Origin of the sequence: Nonomuraea sp. NPDC003804 (assembly GCF_040610675.1) — a bacterium.
In the GTDB taxonomy this organism is placed as follows: domain Bacteria; phylum Actinomycetota; class Actinomycetes; order Streptosporangiales; family Streptosporangiaceae; genus Nonomuraea.
This window is the reverse complement of the sequence record NZ_JBEXMT010000002.1, coordinates 51,984-69,495: the sequence shown is the minus strand read 5'-3', so window position 1 is coordinate 69,495 and position 17,512 is coordinate 51,984. Positions and strand designations below refer to the sequence as shown.

Here is a 17,512-nt window from a genome sequence, read left to right as displayed (position 1 = left end):
AGGGCCCCGGGGGCGGCGGTCCTACCGATTACACCGTACGGAGGGCGGCGGTCGGCGACATCCGGGCCGCGCGGAGGGCCGGAAGCAGCCCGGAGACCGCACCGATCAGCAGCGCGGCGGCGATTCCCCCCGTCCATGCCTGTGCGGGGACGACGACGGCCCAGCCCTTACCTGCCGCGTACACCACGGTGGCCAGCGCTCCGACGGCCACGCCCGCGACGCCGCCGAGTGCTGCGAGCAGAATCGATTCACCGAGGAACTGCATGCGGATCTGCCCCTTCGTGGCGCCGAGGGCGCGGCGCAGACCGATCTCCGAGCGGCGTTCGAGCACTGAGATGATCATGATGTTGGCGACGCCGACGGCGCCCACCACCAGTGCTACGGCTCCGAGGCCGAGGAAGAGGCTGTTGAATGCTCCTTCGGCCGCGGCCCGGGCAGTCAGCGCGTCGGACGGCTGGCTGACGTTCACCTCGTTGGCAGCCTGGGGATTGGCGGTCCGTGCCAGCGCGGCCTGCACCTCCTCGACGTGATCGGTAGCTGTGCGCACATAGAGCGTGGTGGGCGGGCCGTACGTCGCCTCACCGCGGGAGACGCTCACGTGTCCCAGATACTTGTCGGCCGCCTCGTAGCCGATCAGCACGCTCGCGTCGATCTCCGGGGCCAGCGTGGCCGGCTTCAGGATGCCCGCGATGTGGAACCACTGGCCGCCGGTCCAGATGCGCAGGCCGGGGTGGACGCGGTCGATCCCCAGCCGCTGCGCCGCCACCGACCCCAGCACCGCGACAGGGCCCTCAACTGTACCGGCATTCAGCCAGCTCCCCCGATCCACGCCCATGGTCAGGACCGAGGGCAGGTTGAGGCTGGCCGCCCGAATCTGCAGGGCCCCCGTATTGGCCTGGGGGACCATGGGGCTCCGGTACACCTTCGCGTCCTTGATCAACCCGGTGTGCCCCACCTGCTGGGTGTAGGGGATGTGCGACACCCGCGCGGGGGCTTCAAGCGGGAGGTTCGCGGTCTGGCCGCCGAAGGTCCGCCCGGCCTCGGCCTTGAGCAGGTTGGTCCCGAGCCTGTCGATCTCCGCGAGGAGCCCCGCCTGTGAGGATGAGGACAGGCCCAGCACTCCGACGATGGCGGCCGTGCCGATGGCGATTCCCAGCGCCGACAGGGTGGCACGCAGCGGCCGCGTGCGCAGCCCCACACTCGCGACCCTCGCGCTGTCCCGGAAGGACAGCCGGACCCTGCGGTCGACGTCGGCGCGTCCATGCGTCGCCGTCCTCATCTGACCCCGTCCTCTTCGTGCCGCCCCACCGCGTCGTGTGGCTGTGTCGCAGCCGTGTCGTAGACCACCTGGCCGTCGAGCATCCGTATCTGGCGCGGCAGGGCGGCGGCGAGCTCCGTATCGTGCGTGACCACGATGATCGTCGCCCCGTCGGCGTGCAGCTCGTGCAGGAGCTCCACGATCGACGTGCCGGTGACGCTGTCCAAGTTGCCGGTCGGCTCGTCGGCAAGGACGATCGCCGGCCGGCCGATCAGGGCGCGGGCGATGGCCACCCGCTGCCGTTCGCCGCCGGAGAGCTTGGGCGGCCGGAACCCTGCCCGGTGCGCCAGGCCGACCCGCCCGAGCGCCTCCTCGGCACGCGCGTGGCGCTCGGTCAGGCCGGCTCCGGTGTACAGCAGCCCGTCGGCGACGTTCTCCACCACGGTGGCGTACTCGGCGAGGAAGAACTGCTGGAAGACGAAGCCGATGCGGTGAGCTCGCAGGAGGGACAGCTCCGTGTCGGTCAATCCGGCTACGTCGACGCCGTCGATCCGCACGGTGCCACCGCTGGGCCGCTCCAGCGTCCCCATCACATGGAGCAGCGTGGACTTGCCTGAGCCGGACGGGCCGACGATCGCCGTCAGCTCGCCGCGGCGCACGGTGAAACTCACCCCCCGCAGCGCGGGCACCGGCGGCTGCTCACCGTAGACCATGGTGACCTCCTCAAGCTCCAGAACCTTGTCCCGATTCGATGCTGAGGAGGGGTTTCGCTCAGCCGGATGGACAGAGCGCTTCATATCGACGGCACCACCACTCTGTCGCCCTCAGCGAGGGCCCCGATGACCTGGACACGCCCGCTAACGTTGTCGAACAAGCCGAGCTCCACGGGGACGATCTCCCGCCGCCCGTCGGTGCGCACCCGCTCCACCGCGAACCCGCCGGCGGCCCTGCCGATCACTGATGTCACCGGCACGATCAGTGTGTCCTTCACCCCGTCGGTGGTGATCTCCACCCGGACGGGGGCGTTGTCCAGCTTCCGCGCGTCCTGCGGCCGGTCCATGGCGATGAGGACCGGGATCGTGGTGTCGGTGGTTCCGGCTCCCGCGCCCTCTCCCCGCCTGGCGACCGCGCCGACCCGGATGACCTTGCCCGGGGTCGTCCTGTTGTCCGGCAGGGTGATCTGAACGCGGTCCCCCTCCTCGACCAGACTCTGCTGGGCGGCATTGAGATCGACACTCACCTGGCGCTCGGCTAGCGACGCCTGCACGACCTCGGCGCCGGCACGGGCAATGGTGCCGAGCCTTACGGCGACCCCGATCACCCTGATGGAGACGGGCATGAAGATCGCATCGCCCAGGGGGAGCCGGCCGGTCACCGGCATCCCCCGCTTCTTCTGCAGCTTCCGCAGCGCCTGCGCGGTCTTCGCGGTGAACCGGTCTCCACTCACCTTCAGGTTCTGATTGAGTTGTCGGACATCCTTGCCCTCCGCGCCGATCGACAGGTCGCGGTAGGCCGGCATGTCCCCGCACAACAGCAGCACCGGGCGGTTGTCGACGCGGTAGAGTGCGCCCCCGCAGTCGACCTTGTCACCTTCCTGCGGTAGCTGGGTGTAGATCCCGCGAGCCTGGTTGACCGCGGAGTACGGCGAGCCGTCAGGGCGTTTGCGATACCCAAGCGTCCCGTCATCGATGATCTGGGAGTCAAGCTGCCCCTGCGTTACCGTCGCCGTCTCTGGTGGGCGGGGCTGCGCGCTCCGCACTGCGCCACCGGAATAGGTCATGAGGACCACCCCCGCGGCGACAGTGGCCGCGGCGCCGACCGCCAGACCTGTGATGACCCGGGGTCGCCGCATCACTGACCACCAATCAGCCCACCGGGGTTGAGCTCGCGGCAGGCTTCCGCCGCGGCCTTGTACGCCCGCGAGTCCTGGTCTACGGTCCCGCTCAGCAGGGCACCGCCCTCAGGGTCAGGGAAATCCGGGACGCCGTTCTTCCGCATGCACTGGGCGTACTTGATCATTTTCTGCTGCTGCTCGCCGGACATCTGACCGTCGCCGCCCAGGAACCCGGCGGGCTGCAGATCCTTGCACTTGTCCAGGGCCATCTTCCACTGCGGCGAATTGGGGTCGAGCACGGTGCCGCGCTTGAAGTTGGTGTTGAACTGGCCGTCGACCGGGTCAGGGAAGTCCTTGAGGCCGTTGCCGCGCATGCACTCGGCGAACTTCACCGCCTTCGCCTGCCCGGCCGCGGCACCGGTCTTGTTTCCGCTGGTGCTGTCGGGGTCCTGCCCGGTCGAGCAGCCTACGACGATCAGCCCGAGCGCCGTCAATGTCATGATTGCCTTCCGCATGGCGCCCTTCTCCCTGTCCGGCGAACTGCTCGGCACTTGTCTACGGGAGGGACGGTGACAGGGGCGTCAGGCGCCTTGTGACCGTGCTGTGACGCATCAGCCATCTAGCGACCAAAGATCGCTACAGAAACCCGCGACCAAAGATCGCTAGTCCACGGCGATCAGATCCGGTAGCCCACGCGGGGGACGGTCTCGATCAGCGGGGGCGGCCCCAGCTTCGACCGGAGCCGGTTGATCGTCGCCTTGACGGTGGTGGTGAACGGGTCGGCCTCCTCGTCCCATACCCGCTCCAGCAGCTCTTCGGCCGGTACGACGCGACCGCGGGCGGCGAGCAGATACTCCAGCACGGCCAATTCCTTGGGGGCCAACGGCAGACGCATCCCGGCTCTCGTCGCCACCCGCCCGGCCGGGTCGAGCCTCAGATCACCGTGAACCAAGATTGGCGGCGTGGGCAGTTGGGCCCGCCTCCCCAGGGCACGTATCCGGGCCACGAGTTCGGCAAAGGCGAAGGGCTTGGGCAGGTAGTCGTCGGCTCCAAGGCTCAAGCCGGCGACCCGTTCGGCGATCGTGCCAGAGGCGGTGAGCATCAGCACCCGCGTCCTCCGGGACCCCGAAGCGAGCTCTCCGCAGAGGTCATCGCCGTGCGTTCCAGGGATGTCCCGGTCCAGGACCACCACGTCGTAGTCCACTACCAAGAGGCGCTCGTGCGCATCGTCTCCGTCGTAGCTGACGTCGACGGCCATGCCCTCTCGGCGCAGCACCCTGGCCACCGAATCCGCCAGCTCGGCCTGATCTTCCACAACGAGCACGCGCATAATGCCCCATCTTGCTCCGACGTCAGTCACAGCCGGGTCACAACTACCGGGTCAATCGTCGACACGTGCCAGCCATGGAATCGCAGCGTGTCGGTCAGGTGCGCGGAGTCCTGCGGTCGTACGGAGATCTCGGCCACGCCGACGGACAAGCCAGGCGAGTGCTCGAGCCGGACGTCTTCGATATTCACCTCGGCGAGCCCGGACGCGTTGAACAGACGGCCAAGCTCGCCGGGCCGGTCCTGCAGGACCACCTGAAGCACTGCATAGTCGCGAGCGGGCTCACCGTGCTTGCCGGGGATCCTCCCCCGCCCGGAGATCCCGCGCTGCAATAGGTCCGTTAACGCATCCAGGTCACCGATGCGCAGTGCAGTTGCCGCACGGGTGAGGTCTCGGGCGATTCCATCGACCGCATCGGCGACCGGGAGAGCGTTCCCGGCGAGGATCGCCCGCCACAGCCGCACGTCACCGCCCGCTATCCGGGTCACGTCGCGCAGCCCTTGGCCGGCCAACTCCAAGTCACCCAGCAACACAAAAGGCCGCTTCCAACGCTCTGGAAGCGGCCTTTTGACCTGGGTGGGGTGTTCACGAATAGGACTGGCCTGGTGGTGAAGGGAGGCTAAGGAGATCGCTTCCCAGGATGGATGTGATCGTTTCCCGGACACGGCTGCGTCTGGTTGTCGTCCTCTGCGGTGATCTCGTGTCGGCAGACACGGCTGCCTGGCCGTACTGGACTTCTCCGCACCCCCACCATGACGACATCATGCCTTCGAGGTCAGTCATCGGGCCGAAGCGACCCGCGCCGCGCCTTCCGGGTTGAGACCACCGCTCCGGCCAGGCCGCTCACGGCGCAGACCAGCACCAGCCCTGCGTACTGGGGCAGGGAGTAGGCGAATGACGGCTGGCCGGTTGCGGCCTGGCCGAGTGCGGTGAGGGATGCGGCGGCGATGCCCGTCCCGAGCAGCGTCCCGGCGCACGTCACGGCCAACGTCTCCCAGCACACCATCCTGGTGAGCTGCTGCGGCTTGGTTCCCAAGGTGCGCAGTAGCCGGATCTCCTCGGCCCGCTCGGCCATCGTCATGGCCGTCGCGTTGAGCACCGAGATCACGGTGTAGACCACCGCCGATCCCACCAGCATCGGGGCCGCCCACGCCGACGGCCCGGTGCGGACGACGCCCGCCGCCGCATCGGAGGTCGCCACGGCGAAGAGGAAGGTAGACGCCAGCGCCACGGTCAGCATCACCGGCGAGGCGGCCGACATCGCCCGGCGCGGCTGGGTGACCAGCGAGTACCCGGCCAGCATTCCGGCGCCTGGGTCGAACCGGGCCGCTGCGGCTCCGAGCAGCCAGCCCATCCCTCGCAGTGCGACGGGGCCCAGCGCAGATGCGCCCACGCAGAGCGCCATCGTCGCCCCCAGCCCGGCCGGCACCGCGGCTGTCGCTTTCACCTGCGGTACCAGGAACAACAGCACGATGCCCCCGGCCAGCGCCACCCCGCCGGAGACCGCCCTGGGCCAGGGCAGCAGCCGCCGCTGCGCCGCGCTCTCCCGCAGCACCTCCAGCGGTCCCACGCCGACCGCCTTGCGCGCCGCGGCCCGGGCCGCCAGCAGCGTCACCACCAACCCGACCACCAGCGCCACGATGAACGGCCCCATCGTGACCTTCACCGGGATGCCCGTCGGCGCCAACCCGGTCATCCGCATGAACCCCGCCATCACCGCGGCGTACGGGACGGCCAGCACGCAGCCCGCCGCGCTCGCCAGCACGGCCACCACCAGCGCCTCCGCCGTGATGAGCCGGCTCACCTGCCGCGGCGTCATGCCGACCGACCGCAGCAGCGCCCAGGTTCTGCGCTGGCGCAGCACGTGCAGGCTCAGCATGCCCGCGACCACGAAGACCGACACGAACCCCGACACCACGGCCGACAGCACCAGCAACCCCATGACGCCGTTCAGCTCGTCGCGCGCTCCGGCGCCGGCGACCACCATGCCGCTTCCGCCCACCAGCATCGCGGCCAAGAGCACCGCCGCGAACGAGGCGGCAAAGCCCATCCGATTGGTCCGGACGTTGTTCCAGGCCAGGACGAGTGTCACCGGCGGCCGCCCAGCCGCATGCCGATCTGGTCGGCCGAGGGCTTGTCCAGGATGTCGACGATCCGCCCGTCGGTCAGGAACAGCACGCTGTCCGCCTGGACCGCCGCCTCCGGATCGTGCGTGACCATGACCACTGTCTGGCCGAACTCATCGACCGCCTCCCGCAGCAATGCCAGCACCTCGTGCCCGGTACGGCGGTCCAGCGCACCCGTCGGCTCGTCGGCGAACAGCACTTCCGGCCTGCCGAGCAGGGCGCGGGCGATCGCCACCCGCTGCTGCTGGCCACCGGACAGCTGCGCCGGGCGATGCCCCTCCCGCCCTGCCAGCCCGACCCGGTGCAGCAATTCCCGCACGCGAGACGGGTCGGGCCGCCGCCCGGCCAGCCTGCTGGGCAGGATCACGTTCTGCCAGGCGGTCAGTGACGGCACCAGGTTGAACGCCTGGAAGATGACGCCGATCCGGTCGCGGCGCAGCACCGCCAGTTCCTTTTCCTCCAGGCGGGTGATGTCCTGCCCGGCGATGCGAACCGCGCCCGAGTCCGGCCGGTCCAGCCCCGACGCGCACTGCAGCAGTGTGCTCTTCCCCGACCCCGACGGACCCATCACGGCCGTGAAACTGCCGCGCGGGAACCCGACGCTGACCTGGCCGAGCGCCGCCACCTCGGTAGCACCTTTCCCATATGTCCTGGTCACTCCCTCAAGGGCGACCGCATGATCACTCATGATCATCAGCGTGCCGGAAGTGGTCCGTCATCGCCCATCAGGCATCACCCCGATTGATCCCTGGGGGTCTGCAGGTCCCTGACAACCTCAACCCTGAGAAGCGTGCGATTGGGACCCTTTCTTGACCCGTTCGCAAGGATCTTCCAGGCGAGAAGATCTGCCACCAGCACACCATCACCCTGCACCCCAGCGACCTCGGCCACCTCGAGAAATTCCGCCAGGATCTGCCCTACCTCAGCCCCTCGTGGCGGGGGACATACTCCACCGTCAGGGCCATGACAGCAGGGCTGAACGGCCGTCTCAAGGGCCACGACCTCGACCTGAGCTATCCGAAGAAATCATGAGTGACCAGGGCGTACCCATCGAGACGATCGCCGATCTCGTCGGGCACGCTGGCACCAGCGTCACGGAAGCGGTGTACCGGCACCAGCTCCGGCCGGTGATCACCAAGGGTGCCCACACGATGAACACCATCTTCGGCGACAGCCGCCACGGGTAGAGAATCCGAGTGAGATGGCTCCCCGATTGGCTCCCATCGACTTCCAGACATGAGAAAAGGGCCCCCGGATTACTCCGAGAACCCTTCTCACCTGCATCTTCCTGGTGGAGATGAGGGGATTCGAACCCCTGACCCCTTCGATGCGAACGAAGTGCGCTACCGGACTGCGCTACATCCCCAAGGACCTCGACTAGATTAGCAAACTTCCAAGGGTCCTCGCGCCAACCACGCGCCGCGCGTGCGCCTCAGTCGCCCACCGCGCGGCGAGGCGGGTCCGCGTACTGGTCGAAGAGCACGTCGGGCTGCCGGAACTCGATGATCTCGGCCTCCTGCTCGGCGGCCAGGGTCTCGGCGCGGCGCCGTTCGCGCTGGCGGCGCAGGTGGGCGGCACGGGCCTCGGCGGCGCGGAGGCGGCGTTCCCTGTCGATGCGGGTGGCGATGCGCAGCACGGTGAGGTAGGACGCGAGCAGGACACCCGCGGGCGCCACCCCCCACCAGGGGATGACCTGGACGGCGGCGGTCACCACGGAGGCGAGCACCAGAAGGATCGAGAAGAACAGCATCCTCCTGCGGCGCGCTACGATGATCGCTCGACGGCGGGCGCGCAGGTGACGCAGGTCGACCGGCGGCTGCGTGAGGTCGCTGATCGTGTCGTACGGCTCGACGGGCTCGGAGTCCTGCGACTCCACAGGGGAGGAGGCGGCCATGGTCGGGACAGGTCCGGTGATCTCGGCCGCGTAGAACTCCTCGAGCTCGGCCAGGTTGCTCCGGTCTCTGCGCAACCACATCGGCACGAGCACGCACAGCCACATCACCACGATGGCGAGGTACAGCAACACGCTGCTCACGGCCACCTCCGAGCGCCAGGAAGGGCCGTACCAGGCGTCGTGGACGCCCCGGGAACGGTCCCGCGGGCAGCACGAAGACGCGTGCGTGTTCTTGGCGTCTTCGATGTGCTCACGTCACGCACCGTAAGACCGCGTGTCACTAATTGACGAGTATTCGGTGCGGTGTGTCGCGAGATCGTCAAACCTCTTCATGCGACGACCCCGCGCGACGCCACTGCACGAGCAGCCCGCGGGGCACGTCTTCCACGGTCAGCGCGTAACAAATGTGGTCGCGCCAGGCCCCGTCGATGTGGAGCTGACGCCTACGAATGCCTTCTTCCCTGAACCCGAGCTTCTCAACCACTCTGCGGCTGGCGTGATTTTCGGGACGGATGTTCGCCTCGAGTCTGTGGAGGCCGCTGGTGAAGAAGCAGTGGTCGACGGCCATGGCCAGCGCGGTGGGGGTGATGCCGCGTCCGGCGAGCGCGCCGTCGATCCAGTAGCCGACCTGAGCGGTGCGGGCCGAGCCCCACACGATGGCGCCGACGGTGAGCTGACCTGCGAACCTGCCCTCGTAGGTGACGACCCACGGCATGGCGAGACCCTGGCGAGCCTCTCTGCGCAGGGTGGCGACCATCGAGAGGTACGGCCCCAGGCCGGTCCTGAACAGGGGCGTTTCGGGGTTGCTCGGCTCCCAGGGGCGCAGCCAGTCGGCGTTGCGCAGGCGGGTGTCGCGCCACACGCGGACGTCCGCCAGGCGGAGGGGACGTAGTCCCACGGGCCCCTCGGTCAGGGTCGCCGGCCAGCCACGAAGTCGATCCACGTCACTCATCATCCCCCGGAACACGGCGAAGCCGCCATGGATCCCCCTGGTCCGTGGGGGAACGCTGTCCCGGGGGCTGTTCTCCAGGCGCCGCGGGGCTCCCTTCCAGGCACGGGGCTCGTCCCCAGACGCCACAAAGCTCCTCCCCAGACGCCGCGGGGCTCCTCTCCAGGCGCGGGGCTCCTCTCCAGGCGCGGAGTTGCTCCCCGGACGCCACGGGCTCGTCCCGGGCGCCGCAAAGCTCCTCTCCAGGCGTGGAGCTCCTCTCCAGGCGCGGAGTTGCTCCCCGGACGCCACGGGCTCGTCCCGGGCGCCGCAAAACTTCTCTTCGGACGCCGCGGCGACGTCACCGACGGGAGGGCGGTGGTGGCGTGCCGTTCGGCGATGCGGTGCAAGGATGCGGCCACCATGGCGAACCGAGGCCGCTCTAAGGCCAGCCGTCCCGCTACGGAGAGTAGCCGCCGGAGGCAGGCTGAGGCGCGCCGGACGTGCCGAGAAGGGCAAGGGAGCGCGAGCCGAGCCGTCGCGTCAGCGGGGATGGTCGCCGCCGTGGATCTGGTCGACCGCGTGCCGCAGGATCGGTGCCAGGACGGCGACGCCGTCCCGCACCCCGCCCGACGATCCCGGCAGGTTCACGATCAACGTGTCGCCCGCCTGCCCCGCCAGCCCGCGCGACAGCACCGACGTCGGCACCCGCTCCCTGTTCGCCTGCCGGATCGCCTCGGCGATGCCGGGGATCTCGCGGGTGATGACCTTGGCCGTCATCTCGGGTGTCAGGTCCTGGGGGGTCAGCCCGGTGCCGCCGGTGGTGACGACGACCGCGTACCCTTCGGCCACGCCGGCCCTGAGCGCCTCCTCGACGGGCGGCCCGTCGGGGACCACGACGGGGCCGGACACCTCACACCCCTCCGCCGCCAGGAGCGACGCCAGCAGCGGCCCCGACTTGTCCTCGTAGACCCCTGCCGAGGCGCGGTTCGACACGGTGATGACCAGCGCGCGGATCAAGGGCGTCTCCATACCCCGGTCTTGCCGCCCGTCTTCTCCTCCACCCGCACGTCGGTGATCACCGCTGCCGGGTCCACGGCCTTGACCATGTCGATGAGCGCCAGCGCGGCGACGGTCACCGCGGTCAGCGCCTCCATCTCGACCCCGGTGCGGTCGGCGGTCTTGACCACGGCGGTGATGTCCACTCCCGCGTCGACCACGTCGAGCGTGACAGACACGCCGTGGACGGCGATCGGGTGGCAGAGAGGGATCAGGTCGGGGGTGCGCTTGGCCCCCATGATCCCCGCGATGCGCGCCACGCCGAGCGCGTCGCCCTTGGGCACCTCGCCGGAGCGCAGCAGCGCGACGACCTCGCCGGAGAGCACGACCCGTCCGGTGGCCGTGGCCGTCCGGACGGAGACGTCCTTGCCGGCGACGTCGACCATGCGCGCCGCGCCCGTGGGGTCGAGGTGTGTGAATCCACTCATATCCGAATCACCTGTACTGCGGCCCCTGAGGGCAGATCGGTCACCTGTTCCGGCACCACGATCAGGCAGTTCGCCGACGCGAGCGCCGCCAGCTGGTGTGAACCCTGCCCGTGGACGGGCGTCACCACCGTGCCGTCGTCGGACAGCACGCCCCGCAGGAACGACCGCTTGCCCGCGGGCGACCTGAGCGGGGCCAGCGTCTGGGCGGTGTGGACGGGCGAAGGTCCGGCGGGCAGCCCGCTCATCTTCCGCAGCGCCGGCCGTACGAAGATCATGAACGACACGTAGGACGACACCGGGTTGCCCGGCAGCGTGAAGATCGGCACCTGGTCGTCGCCGACCACGCCGAAGCCCTGCGGCATGCCGGGCTGCATCGCCACGCGTTCGAAGCGGACCGTGCCGAGCGGGCTGAGCGCCTCCTTGACCGGCTCGTAGGCGCCCATGGACACCCCGCCACTGGTGATGACCACGTCGGCGCGCACCAGCTGCGCGTCGAGCTGGTCGAGGAAGGCGGCAGGGTCGTCGGACACCGTGCCCGCGCGGAAGCCGTCGCCGCCCGCCTCGCGGACGGCCGCGGTGAGCGTGAAACTGTTGGAGTCCCAGATCTGGCCGGGGCCGAGCGGAGCGCCGGGCTCGACCAGCTCGGCGCCGGTGGAGAGCACGACGACGCGCGGGCGCGGGCGCACCAGCACCCTGCGGCGGCCGGTGCCGGCGATGATGCCGAGCTGCGCGGCGCCGATGCGGGTGCCGGGCTTCAGCACGACCTGGCCGGCCTGCGCGTCCTCGCCCGCCCGCCGTATGGCATTGCCCTTGGCGACGGGGCGGTCGACGCGCACGGTGGCGGTGCCGCCGTCGGTCCACTCCACGGGCACGACCGCGTCGGCGCCGGCGGGCAGCGGCGCGCCCGTCATGATGCGGACGGCGTGCCCCTGCCCGATCGCCCTGAGCTCCGCCGAGCCCGCCGCGACGTCGTCGATGACGGGAAGCGTCACGGGCGCGTCGGCGACGTCGACGAACCTGACGGCGTAGCCGTCCATGGCGGAGTTGTCGAACGGCGGCAGCGGCACCGGCGAGGAGATCTCCTCCGCCAGCGTGGTGCCGAGCGCCCGCTCGAGCTCGACCTCGAGCGGGGCCAGCGTGCGCACCGTGGCGAGGATGTCGGCCAGGTGCGCGTCAACCGATTTCATCGAGGAACTCACGCAGCCACGGTACAAACTCCGGGGCGAGATCCTCGCGATCGGCCGCGAACTTCACGACGGTGCGCAGGTAGTCGAGCTTGTCACCGGTGTCGTAGCGGCGGCCGCGGAACAGCACGCCGTGGACCGGACCGCCCTCCTCGCCGCCGCGGCCCGCGAGCGTGCGCAGCGCGTCGGTGAGCTGGATCTCGCCGCCGCGGCCTGGCGGGGTGTTCTCCAGCACCTCGAAGACCGCCGGGTCGATCACGTAGCGCCCGATGACCGCCCAGTTGGACGGCGCCTCCTCCACCGCAGGCTTCTCCACCAGGTCGGTGACGCGGACGACGTCGTCCTCGGAGGTGGCCTCGATGGTGGCCACGCCGTACAGGGAGACCTGCTCCTTCGGCACCTCCATCAGCGCGATGACGCTGCCGCCGTAGGTGCCGCGCACCTCGATCATGCGCTTGAGCAGCTCGTCACGGTAGTCGATCAGGTCGTCGCCGAGCAGGCACGCGAACGGGTGGTCGCCGACGTGCTGCTTGGCGCAGAGCACCGCGTGCCCGAGGCCCCTGGGCTCGCCCTGCCGTACGTAGTGGAGGGTCGCCAGCGAGGCGGGCTCGAGGACCTGGGACAGCCGCTCCTCATCGCCCTTGGCCTCGAGGGCACCTTCCAGCTCGAAGGCGCGGTCGAAGTGGTCCTCGATGGAACGCTTGTTCTTGCCGGTCACCATCAGCACGTCGAGCAGTCCGGCGGAAGCGGCCTCTTCGACGACATACTGGATCGCGGGCTTGTCGACGATCGGCAGCATCTCCTTGGGAGTTGCCTTGGTCGCCGGAAGGAACCGGGTGCCCATGCCCGCGGCAGGCACGACGGCTTTCGTCACTGGGTCGAAGTCAGCCATACAGGGGACCCTACTGGAGGTATCTGTGGACAAGCTGAAGCTGCGCCGCCGGCTGACCGAGCAGCGTGCCGCCATTACCGAGCAGAAACGGCGGGACGACGCCCGCACGATCCGCGAAACACTGCTCGACCAGCCGTGGGTGCAGATGGCCGGCCTGGTGGCGTGCTACTGGTCGATCGGCACCGAACCGGACACGCACGGGCTGGTGTTCGCGCTGTGGAAGCACGGCGCCACGGTCATGCTGCCCGTGCTGCGCGACGACAACGACCTCGACTGGGCGGTCTACGACGGCCCTGACACGCTGGCCCCCGGGCGCTTCGGGATCATGGAGCCGGTTGACACGCGCAGAGGCGTCGACGCCGTCCGCACCGCCGCGCTCGTCATCGTCCCCGCGCTGGCCGTCGACAAGGACTCGGGGGTACGGCTCGGCCGCGGCGGCGGCTCCTACGACCGCGCGCTGGCCAGGGTCGGGCCGAACGTGCCGACGGTCGCGCTCCTCCACGACGGCGAGTTGATCAGCGGCGTCCCGGCCGAGCCGCACGACCAGCGCGTCAAGTGGGTGATGCAGCCGAGTGGCCTGACGAACGTCCAGAAACCGGCGTAACCAGGCGCGACCAGTCAGGGCGGACTAGCTCGGCAAGTACGCGACAATAGCCCTCAGGACAGGAGAGGGGGCCGGATGAAACTCGACGTCTGGCTTCTTCTGGGAGCAGCCGTCGTCATCGCGGCCATCGCCTCGGTACGGGTCGCCCACCGCAGCGGCCTGCCCAGCCTCCTGCTCTTCCTCGGGTTCGGGCTCCTGCTCGGCGAGAGCGGCTTCGGGATCCCTTTCGACGACCCCATGCTCGCCCAGCAGATCGGCCTCGGCGCGCTGGCGCTGATCCTGGCCGAGGGTGGTCTGACCACGACGTGGGGCCATGTCCGCCGATCGGTGCCCACCGCGCTCGCGCTGGCCACCGTCGGGGTGGCGGTCAGCATCGTGGTCGTGGCGCTGGCCGTCCAAGGACTGCTGGGGGCCGACTGGCGCACCGCGCTCATCCTCGGCGGCGTGCTGGCCTCCACCGACGCGGCGGCGGTCTTCTCCGTGCTGCGCAGGCTCCCGCTGCCCAGCCGCCTGGCGGGCATCCTGGAGGCGGAGTCGGGCTTCAACGACGCCCCGACGGTCATCGTCGTCGTGCTGCTCAGCCAGGTGGCGCGGCCGGTGCCCAGTCTGGGCGAGTTCGTCCTCGAGGCGGTGATGGAGCTGGCCATCGGCGCGGGCGTGGCCTGCCTGCTCGGCCCGGCCGGCGCCTATGCGCTGCGCCGCGTCGCGCTGCCCGCCTCGGGCCTCTACCCCCTCGCGGTGCTGGCGCTGACCTTCGTCGCGTACGGCGGCGCGGTCCTGCTGCACGGCTCGGGTTTCCTGGCGGTCTACCTGACGGCACTGATCCTGGGCAACGCCAGGCTGCCGCACCGGGCCGCCACCCGCGGGTTCGCCGAGGGTCTCGCGTGGCTGGCGCAGATCGGCCTGTTCGTGATGCTCGGCCTGCTGGCCAGCCCGAGCGAGATGTCCGAGGACATCGTTCCCGCGCTCATCGCGGGAACGGTCCTCCTGCTGCTGGCCAGGCCGGTGTCGGTGGTCGTCTGCGCGTGGCTGGTGCGGATCGCCCGCCTCGACCGCATCGACTGGCGCGAGCAGGCCTTCCTGTCGTGGGCGGGACTGCGCGGCGCGGTGCCGATCGTCCTGGCCACGATCCCCTGGGCGGCGGGCGTCGGCAACGCCGAGCACCTGTTCAACCAGGTCTTCGTGATCGTCATCGTGTTCACGCTCGTGCAGGGTCCGACCCTGCCGTACGTCGCCAGGCTGCTCGGCATCGCCACCGAGGGCGAGCCGCTCGACCTCGACGTGGAGTCGGCGCCGCTGGAGGAGCTGAACGCCGACCTGCTCCAGATCAAGGTGCCCCAGGGCTCGCTGCTCCACGGTGTGGAGATCTTCGAGCTGCGCCTGCCCGCCGACGCGAACGTCACGCTGATCGTCAGGGAGGGCCGCACCTTCGTCCCCACCGTCACCACCAGGATCAGGTCGGACGACCAGCTGCTGGTGGTCACCACGGCCTCCTGCCGGGACCAGGTCGAGCGCCGGATGCGCGCGGTCAGCCGCAGGGGCAAGCTGGCGGGATGGTACGGCGAGCGCGGTATGGAATGAGCCGCTGCCGAGGAGTGTTTATGATTAGCAGTCGCGTAGGTCGAGTGCCAACCTAAGGAGGAGCGCGTGCCCACGTACCAGTACGTCTGCAATGACTGTGGCCAGCCACTCGAGGTCGTCCAGAAGTTCTCTGACGACGCCCTGACGGTGTGCCCCTCCTGCGAGGGCCAGCTCCGCAAGGTGTTCTCGGCCGTTGGCATCGTCTTCAAGGGCTCGGGCTTCTACCGCACCGACAACCGCTCCTCGTCGTCGACGACCACGTCGACCACGACGGCGGCCAAGCCTGCGGAGAGCACGAGCAGCAGCAGCACCCCGGCCGCCACGCCCTCCCCGGCCGCGGCTCCCGCCGCCACCAGCTAACCGGGCCGGTCGGCGTCCGCGCCGAGCAGCTGCGGGCACAACCTGTCCAGCAGCTGGTGCAGCTCGGGGTGCGTGCCCCAGTCGGCGACCAGCTCCCTGAGCCCGTCCCTGGCCCGCCCGAGCAGGGCCGTGTACGCCCGGTCGCCCTCGGCCGTGAGCCTCAGCGACTCGCCGTCCGCTGACCGCCTGACCAGCCCCATGGCGATCAGCTGCGCGGTGTACGGCCCGCCCTCCGCCCGCGTGACCTTCCCGCGGTCGGCGAGGTCCTGGGCCCGTACCCACCCGTGGCCGCCGAGCCTGGCGATGATCCAGACGCCCGCCGGCGAGACGCCGTCGAGTCCGGCCAGTTCGCCGAGCCTCGCGTAGTAGTCCTTGCGCAGCTCGGTGTCGGCCAGGCGCATCAGACCCCGCTCGACCTCGGCCAGGGACGACCGTTCGGCCGAGGTCGCGCCCAGCCCCTCACCGATGTCGCCGGCCGCGACCGTCTTCTTCAGCGGCTTCTCGGGGATGAACCACGACAGCACGAACGCCACCAGCATGATCGGCGTGGCCACCGCGAACACGCTGGAGATCGCGTCGGCGTAGATGTGCAGGAAGTCGGCCGCGAGCGCGGGCGGCAACCGCTGGACGATCGTCGGATCGGCCCGCACCTGCTCGGGGTCGAACCCCGAGGGCAGCCGCACGGTGGTCAGCAGCAGCCGCAGGTCCTCGTTGAGCGTGGCGGTGAAGACCGAGCCGAGGACGGCGACGCCGAACGAGCCGCCGATCGACCGGAAGAACGTGGCTCCCGAGGTGGCCACGCCCAGGTCGGCGTAACCGACCGCGTTCTGCACCACGATCACCAGCACCTGCATGGTCATGCCGAGCCCCACCCCGAGCACGAGCAGGTCGACGCTCATGACGAGGGTGGAGCTCGTCTCGGTCAGGCGCGAGAGCAGGAACATCCCGGCCGTGGCCACGGCCGTGCCGGCGATCGGGAAGACCCTGTAGCGGCCGTGACGCGAGATGACCTGCCCGCTCACGATCGACATGGTGAGCATGCCGGCCATCATGGGGAGCAGGTGGATGCCCGACAGGGTGGCGCTCACGCCGTACACGACCTGCATGAACAGCGGCAGGTAGGTCAGCGCGCCGAACATGCCGAACCCGACGACGAAGCCGACCGCGCACGTCACCGTGAAGCTGCGCGTCGCGAACAGCCGCGGCGGCAGCACCGGCTCGGCGGCCCGCCGCTCCACGAACCACCAGCCCGCCAGCATGGCCACCGCGGCCAGCCCGAGCCCCCGGATGACCGGGTCGGACCAGGCGTACGTGGTGCCGCCCCACGTCGCCAGCAGGACCAGGCAGGACGTCGCGCCGCCGAGCAGGACGATGCCCGCGTAGTCGATCGTGTGGCGGGTCCGGGTGGTACGGCCGGGCAGGACGGCGACGATGACCGCCAGGGCGACGGCGGCCACGGGCAGGTTGATGTAGAAGACCCAGTGCCAGGACAGGCGGTCGACGAAGAACCCGCCGAGCAGCGGGCCGACGATGCTGGCCACCGCGAAGACGGCGCCGAAGAAACCCTGATACCTGCCGCGCTCGCGCGGCGGGACGACGTCGCCGACGATCGCCTGGGCGAGGACCATCAGGCCGCCGCCGCCCAGGCCCTGCAACGAGCGGAAGGCGATGAGCTGGCCCATGGACTGGCTCAGGCCGCAGAGGGCGGAGCCGACGATGAAGATGACGATCGCGGCGATGAAGAGGTGCTTGCGGCCGTACTGGTCGCCCAGCTTGCCCCAGAGCGGGGTGGAGACGGTCGAGGCGAGCAGGTAGCCGGTGACGACCCAGGACAGCTGTTCCAGGCCGCCGAGGTCGCTGACGATCGTGGGCAGGGCCGTGGAGACGATCGTCTGGTCGAGGGCGGCCAGGAGCATGCCGAGCATGAGCGCGAGGATGATCAGGCCGAGGCCCGCGCGCCGGCCTTCCCCCTGGTCCTTCTGACGCTCTGGCATGGTTTCCCCCGGACCGTCCCGTCGAGGCGAGCATACTCTTCGC

19 protein-coding genes and 1 tRNA gene are annotated in these 17,512 nt (G+C 70.0%); 4 read left to right on the top strand and 16 right to left on the bottom strand.

Annotated elements, in window-relative coordinates:
* Positions 1-28: 28 nt before the first annotated feature.
* The 8 genes from ABZX22_RS02570 to ABZX22_RS02535 form a co-directional block, all read right to left on the bottom strand.
* Positions 29-1,198 carry an ABC transporter permease gene (locus ABZX22_RS02570; RefSeq protein WP_354905341.1) on the bottom strand — a complete coding sequence of 390 codons (1,170 nt, stop codon included), beginning with the start codon at positions 1,196-1,198 and terminating at the stop codon, positions 29-31.
* Positions 1,199-1,275: 77 nt separating this feature from the next.
* The gene (locus ABZX22_RS02565; protein WP_354905338.1) at positions 1,276-1,971 is read right to left on the bottom strand and encodes an ABC transporter ATP-binding protein; all 696 of its coding nucleotides are present in this window, start codon (positions 1,969-1,971) and stop codon (positions 1,276-1,278) included.
* Positions 1,972-2,051: 80 nt separating this feature from the next.
* Complete coding sequence (locus ABZX22_RS02560; protein WP_354905335.1) at positions 2,052-3,038, bottom strand: hypothetical protein; 987 nt, start codon at positions 3,036-3,038, stop codon at positions 2,052-2,054.
* Positions 3,039-3,109: 71 nt separating this feature from the next.
* Positions 3,110-3,607, bottom strand: coding sequence for a hypothetical protein (locus ABZX22_RS02555; protein ID WP_354905333.1), 498 nt, complete (start codon positions 3,605-3,607; stop codon positions 3,110-3,112).
* Between the two features lie 161 nt (positions 3,608-3,768).
* A complete protein-coding gene (locus ABZX22_RS02550; protein ID WP_354905330.1) occupies positions 3,769-4,422 on the bottom strand; it encodes a response regulator transcription factor in 654 nt (217 codons plus the stop codon).
* Between the two features lie 26 nt (positions 4,423-4,448).
* Positions 4,449-4,952 carry a prephenate dehydrogenase dimerization domain-containing protein gene (locus tag ABZX22_RS02545; protein ID WP_354905328.1) on the bottom strand — a complete coding sequence of 168 codons (504 nt, stop codon included), beginning with the start codon at positions 4,950-4,952 and terminating at the stop codon, positions 4,449-4,451.
* 242 nt (positions 4,953-5,194) lie between these two features.
* Complete coding sequence (locus ABZX22_RS02540; RefSeq protein ID WP_354905326.1) at positions 5,195-6,511, bottom strand: FtsX-like permease family protein; 1,317 nt, start codon at positions 6,509-6,511, stop codon at positions 5,195-5,197.
* A complete protein-coding gene (locus tag ABZX22_RS02535; protein ID WP_354905324.1) occupies positions 6,508-7,233 on the bottom strand; it encodes an ABC transporter ATP-binding protein in 726 nt (241 codons plus the stop codon). The genes ABZX22_RS02540 and ABZX22_RS02535 overlap by 4 nt, the downstream gene beginning before the upstream one ends.
* A gap of 340 nt (positions 7,234-7,573) precedes the next feature.
* On the opposite strand from ABZX22_RS02535, the gene ABZX22_RS02530 reads away from it, so the two are divergent.
* A complete protein-coding gene (locus ABZX22_RS02530) occupies positions 7,574-7,732 on the top strand; it encodes a hypothetical protein (RefSeq protein WP_354905322.1) in 159 nt (52 codons plus the stop codon).
* A 102-nt stretch (positions 7,733-7,834) separates the two neighbouring features.
* Here the strand turns inward: ABZX22_RS02530 and ABZX22_RS02525 are convergent.
* The 7 genes from ABZX22_RS02525 to galU all read right to left on the bottom strand — a co-directional run bounded on the left by ABZX22_RS02525 (position 7,835) and on the right by galU (position 12,930).
* Positions 7,835-7,911: transfer RNA gene (locus ABZX22_RS02525), tRNA-Ala, on the bottom strand.
* 66 nt (positions 7,912-7,977) lie between these two features.
* Positions 7,978-8,580 (bottom strand): hypothetical protein, encoded by a 603-nt coding sequence (locus ABZX22_RS02520; protein ID WP_354905319.1) that lies wholly within the window; start codon positions 8,578-8,580, stop codon positions 7,978-7,980.
* Between the two features lie 178 nt (positions 8,581-8,758).
* Positions 8,759-9,391: a GNAT family protein gene (locus tag ABZX22_RS02515; protein ID WP_354905972.1), complete on the bottom strand. Its 633-nt coding sequence runs from the start codon at positions 9,389-9,391 to the stop codon at positions 8,759-8,761.
* A 519-nt stretch (positions 9,392-9,910) separates the two neighbouring features.
* A complete protein-coding gene (locus tag ABZX22_RS02510; RefSeq protein WP_354905317.1) occupies positions 9,911-10,399 on the bottom strand; it encodes a MogA/MoaB family molybdenum cofactor biosynthesis protein in 489 nt (162 codons plus the stop codon).
* Positions 10,384-10,854, bottom strand: a complete 471-nt coding sequence (moaC, locus tag ABZX22_RS02505) for a cyclic pyranopterin monophosphate synthase MoaC (protein WP_354905315.1) — start codon at positions 10,852-10,854, stop codon at positions 10,384-10,386. Before moaC ends, ABZX22_RS02510 begins: the two co-directional genes overlap by 16 nt.
* The gene (gene glp / locus ABZX22_RS02500; protein ID WP_354905313.1) at positions 10,851-12,041 is read right to left on the bottom strand and encodes a gephyrin-like molybdotransferase Glp; all 1,191 of its coding nucleotides are present in this window, start codon (positions 12,039-12,041) and stop codon (positions 10,851-10,853) included. Before glp ends, moaC begins: the two co-directional genes overlap by 4 nt.
* Complete coding sequence (gene galU, locus ABZX22_RS02495; protein ID WP_354905312.1) at positions 12,028-12,930, bottom strand: UTP--glucose-1-phosphate uridylyltransferase GalU; 903 nt, start codon at positions 12,928-12,930, stop codon at positions 12,028-12,030. The genes glp and galU overlap by 14 nt, the downstream gene beginning before the upstream one ends.
* A gap of 25 nt (positions 12,931-12,955) precedes the next feature.
* Here galU and ABZX22_RS02490 point away from each other — a divergent pair, with 25 nt between their 5' ends.
* The 3 genes from ABZX22_RS02490 (at position 12,956) to ABZX22_RS02480 (ending at position 15,475) form a co-directional block, all read left to right on the top strand.
* Positions 12,956-13,534, top strand: coding sequence for a 5-formyltetrahydrofolate cyclo-ligase (locus tag ABZX22_RS02490; protein ID WP_354905310.1), 579 nt, complete (start codon positions 12,956-12,958; stop codon positions 13,532-13,534).
* A 75-nt stretch (positions 13,535-13,609) separates the two neighbouring features.
* Entirely contained in the window at positions 13,610-15,115 is a 1,506-nt protein-coding gene (locus ABZX22_RS02485) for a potassium/proton antiporter (protein WP_354905308.1), read from the top strand.
* A gap of 66 nt (positions 15,116-15,181) precedes the next feature.
* Positions 15,182-15,475 (top strand): FmdB family zinc ribbon protein, encoded by a 294-nt coding sequence (locus ABZX22_RS02480; protein WP_354905306.1) that lies wholly within the window; start codon positions 15,182-15,184, stop codon positions 15,473-15,475.
* Here ABZX22_RS02480 and ABZX22_RS02475 read toward each other — a convergent pair.
* The gene (locus tag ABZX22_RS02475; RefSeq protein ID WP_354905304.1) at positions 15,472-17,469 is read right to left on the bottom strand and encodes an MFS transporter; all 1,998 of its coding nucleotides are present in this window, start codon (positions 17,467-17,469) and stop codon (positions 15,472-15,474) included. The two genes, ABZX22_RS02480 and ABZX22_RS02475, sit on opposite strands and share 4 nt — an antisense overlap.
* Positions 17,470-17,512 lie beyond the last annotated feature (43 nt).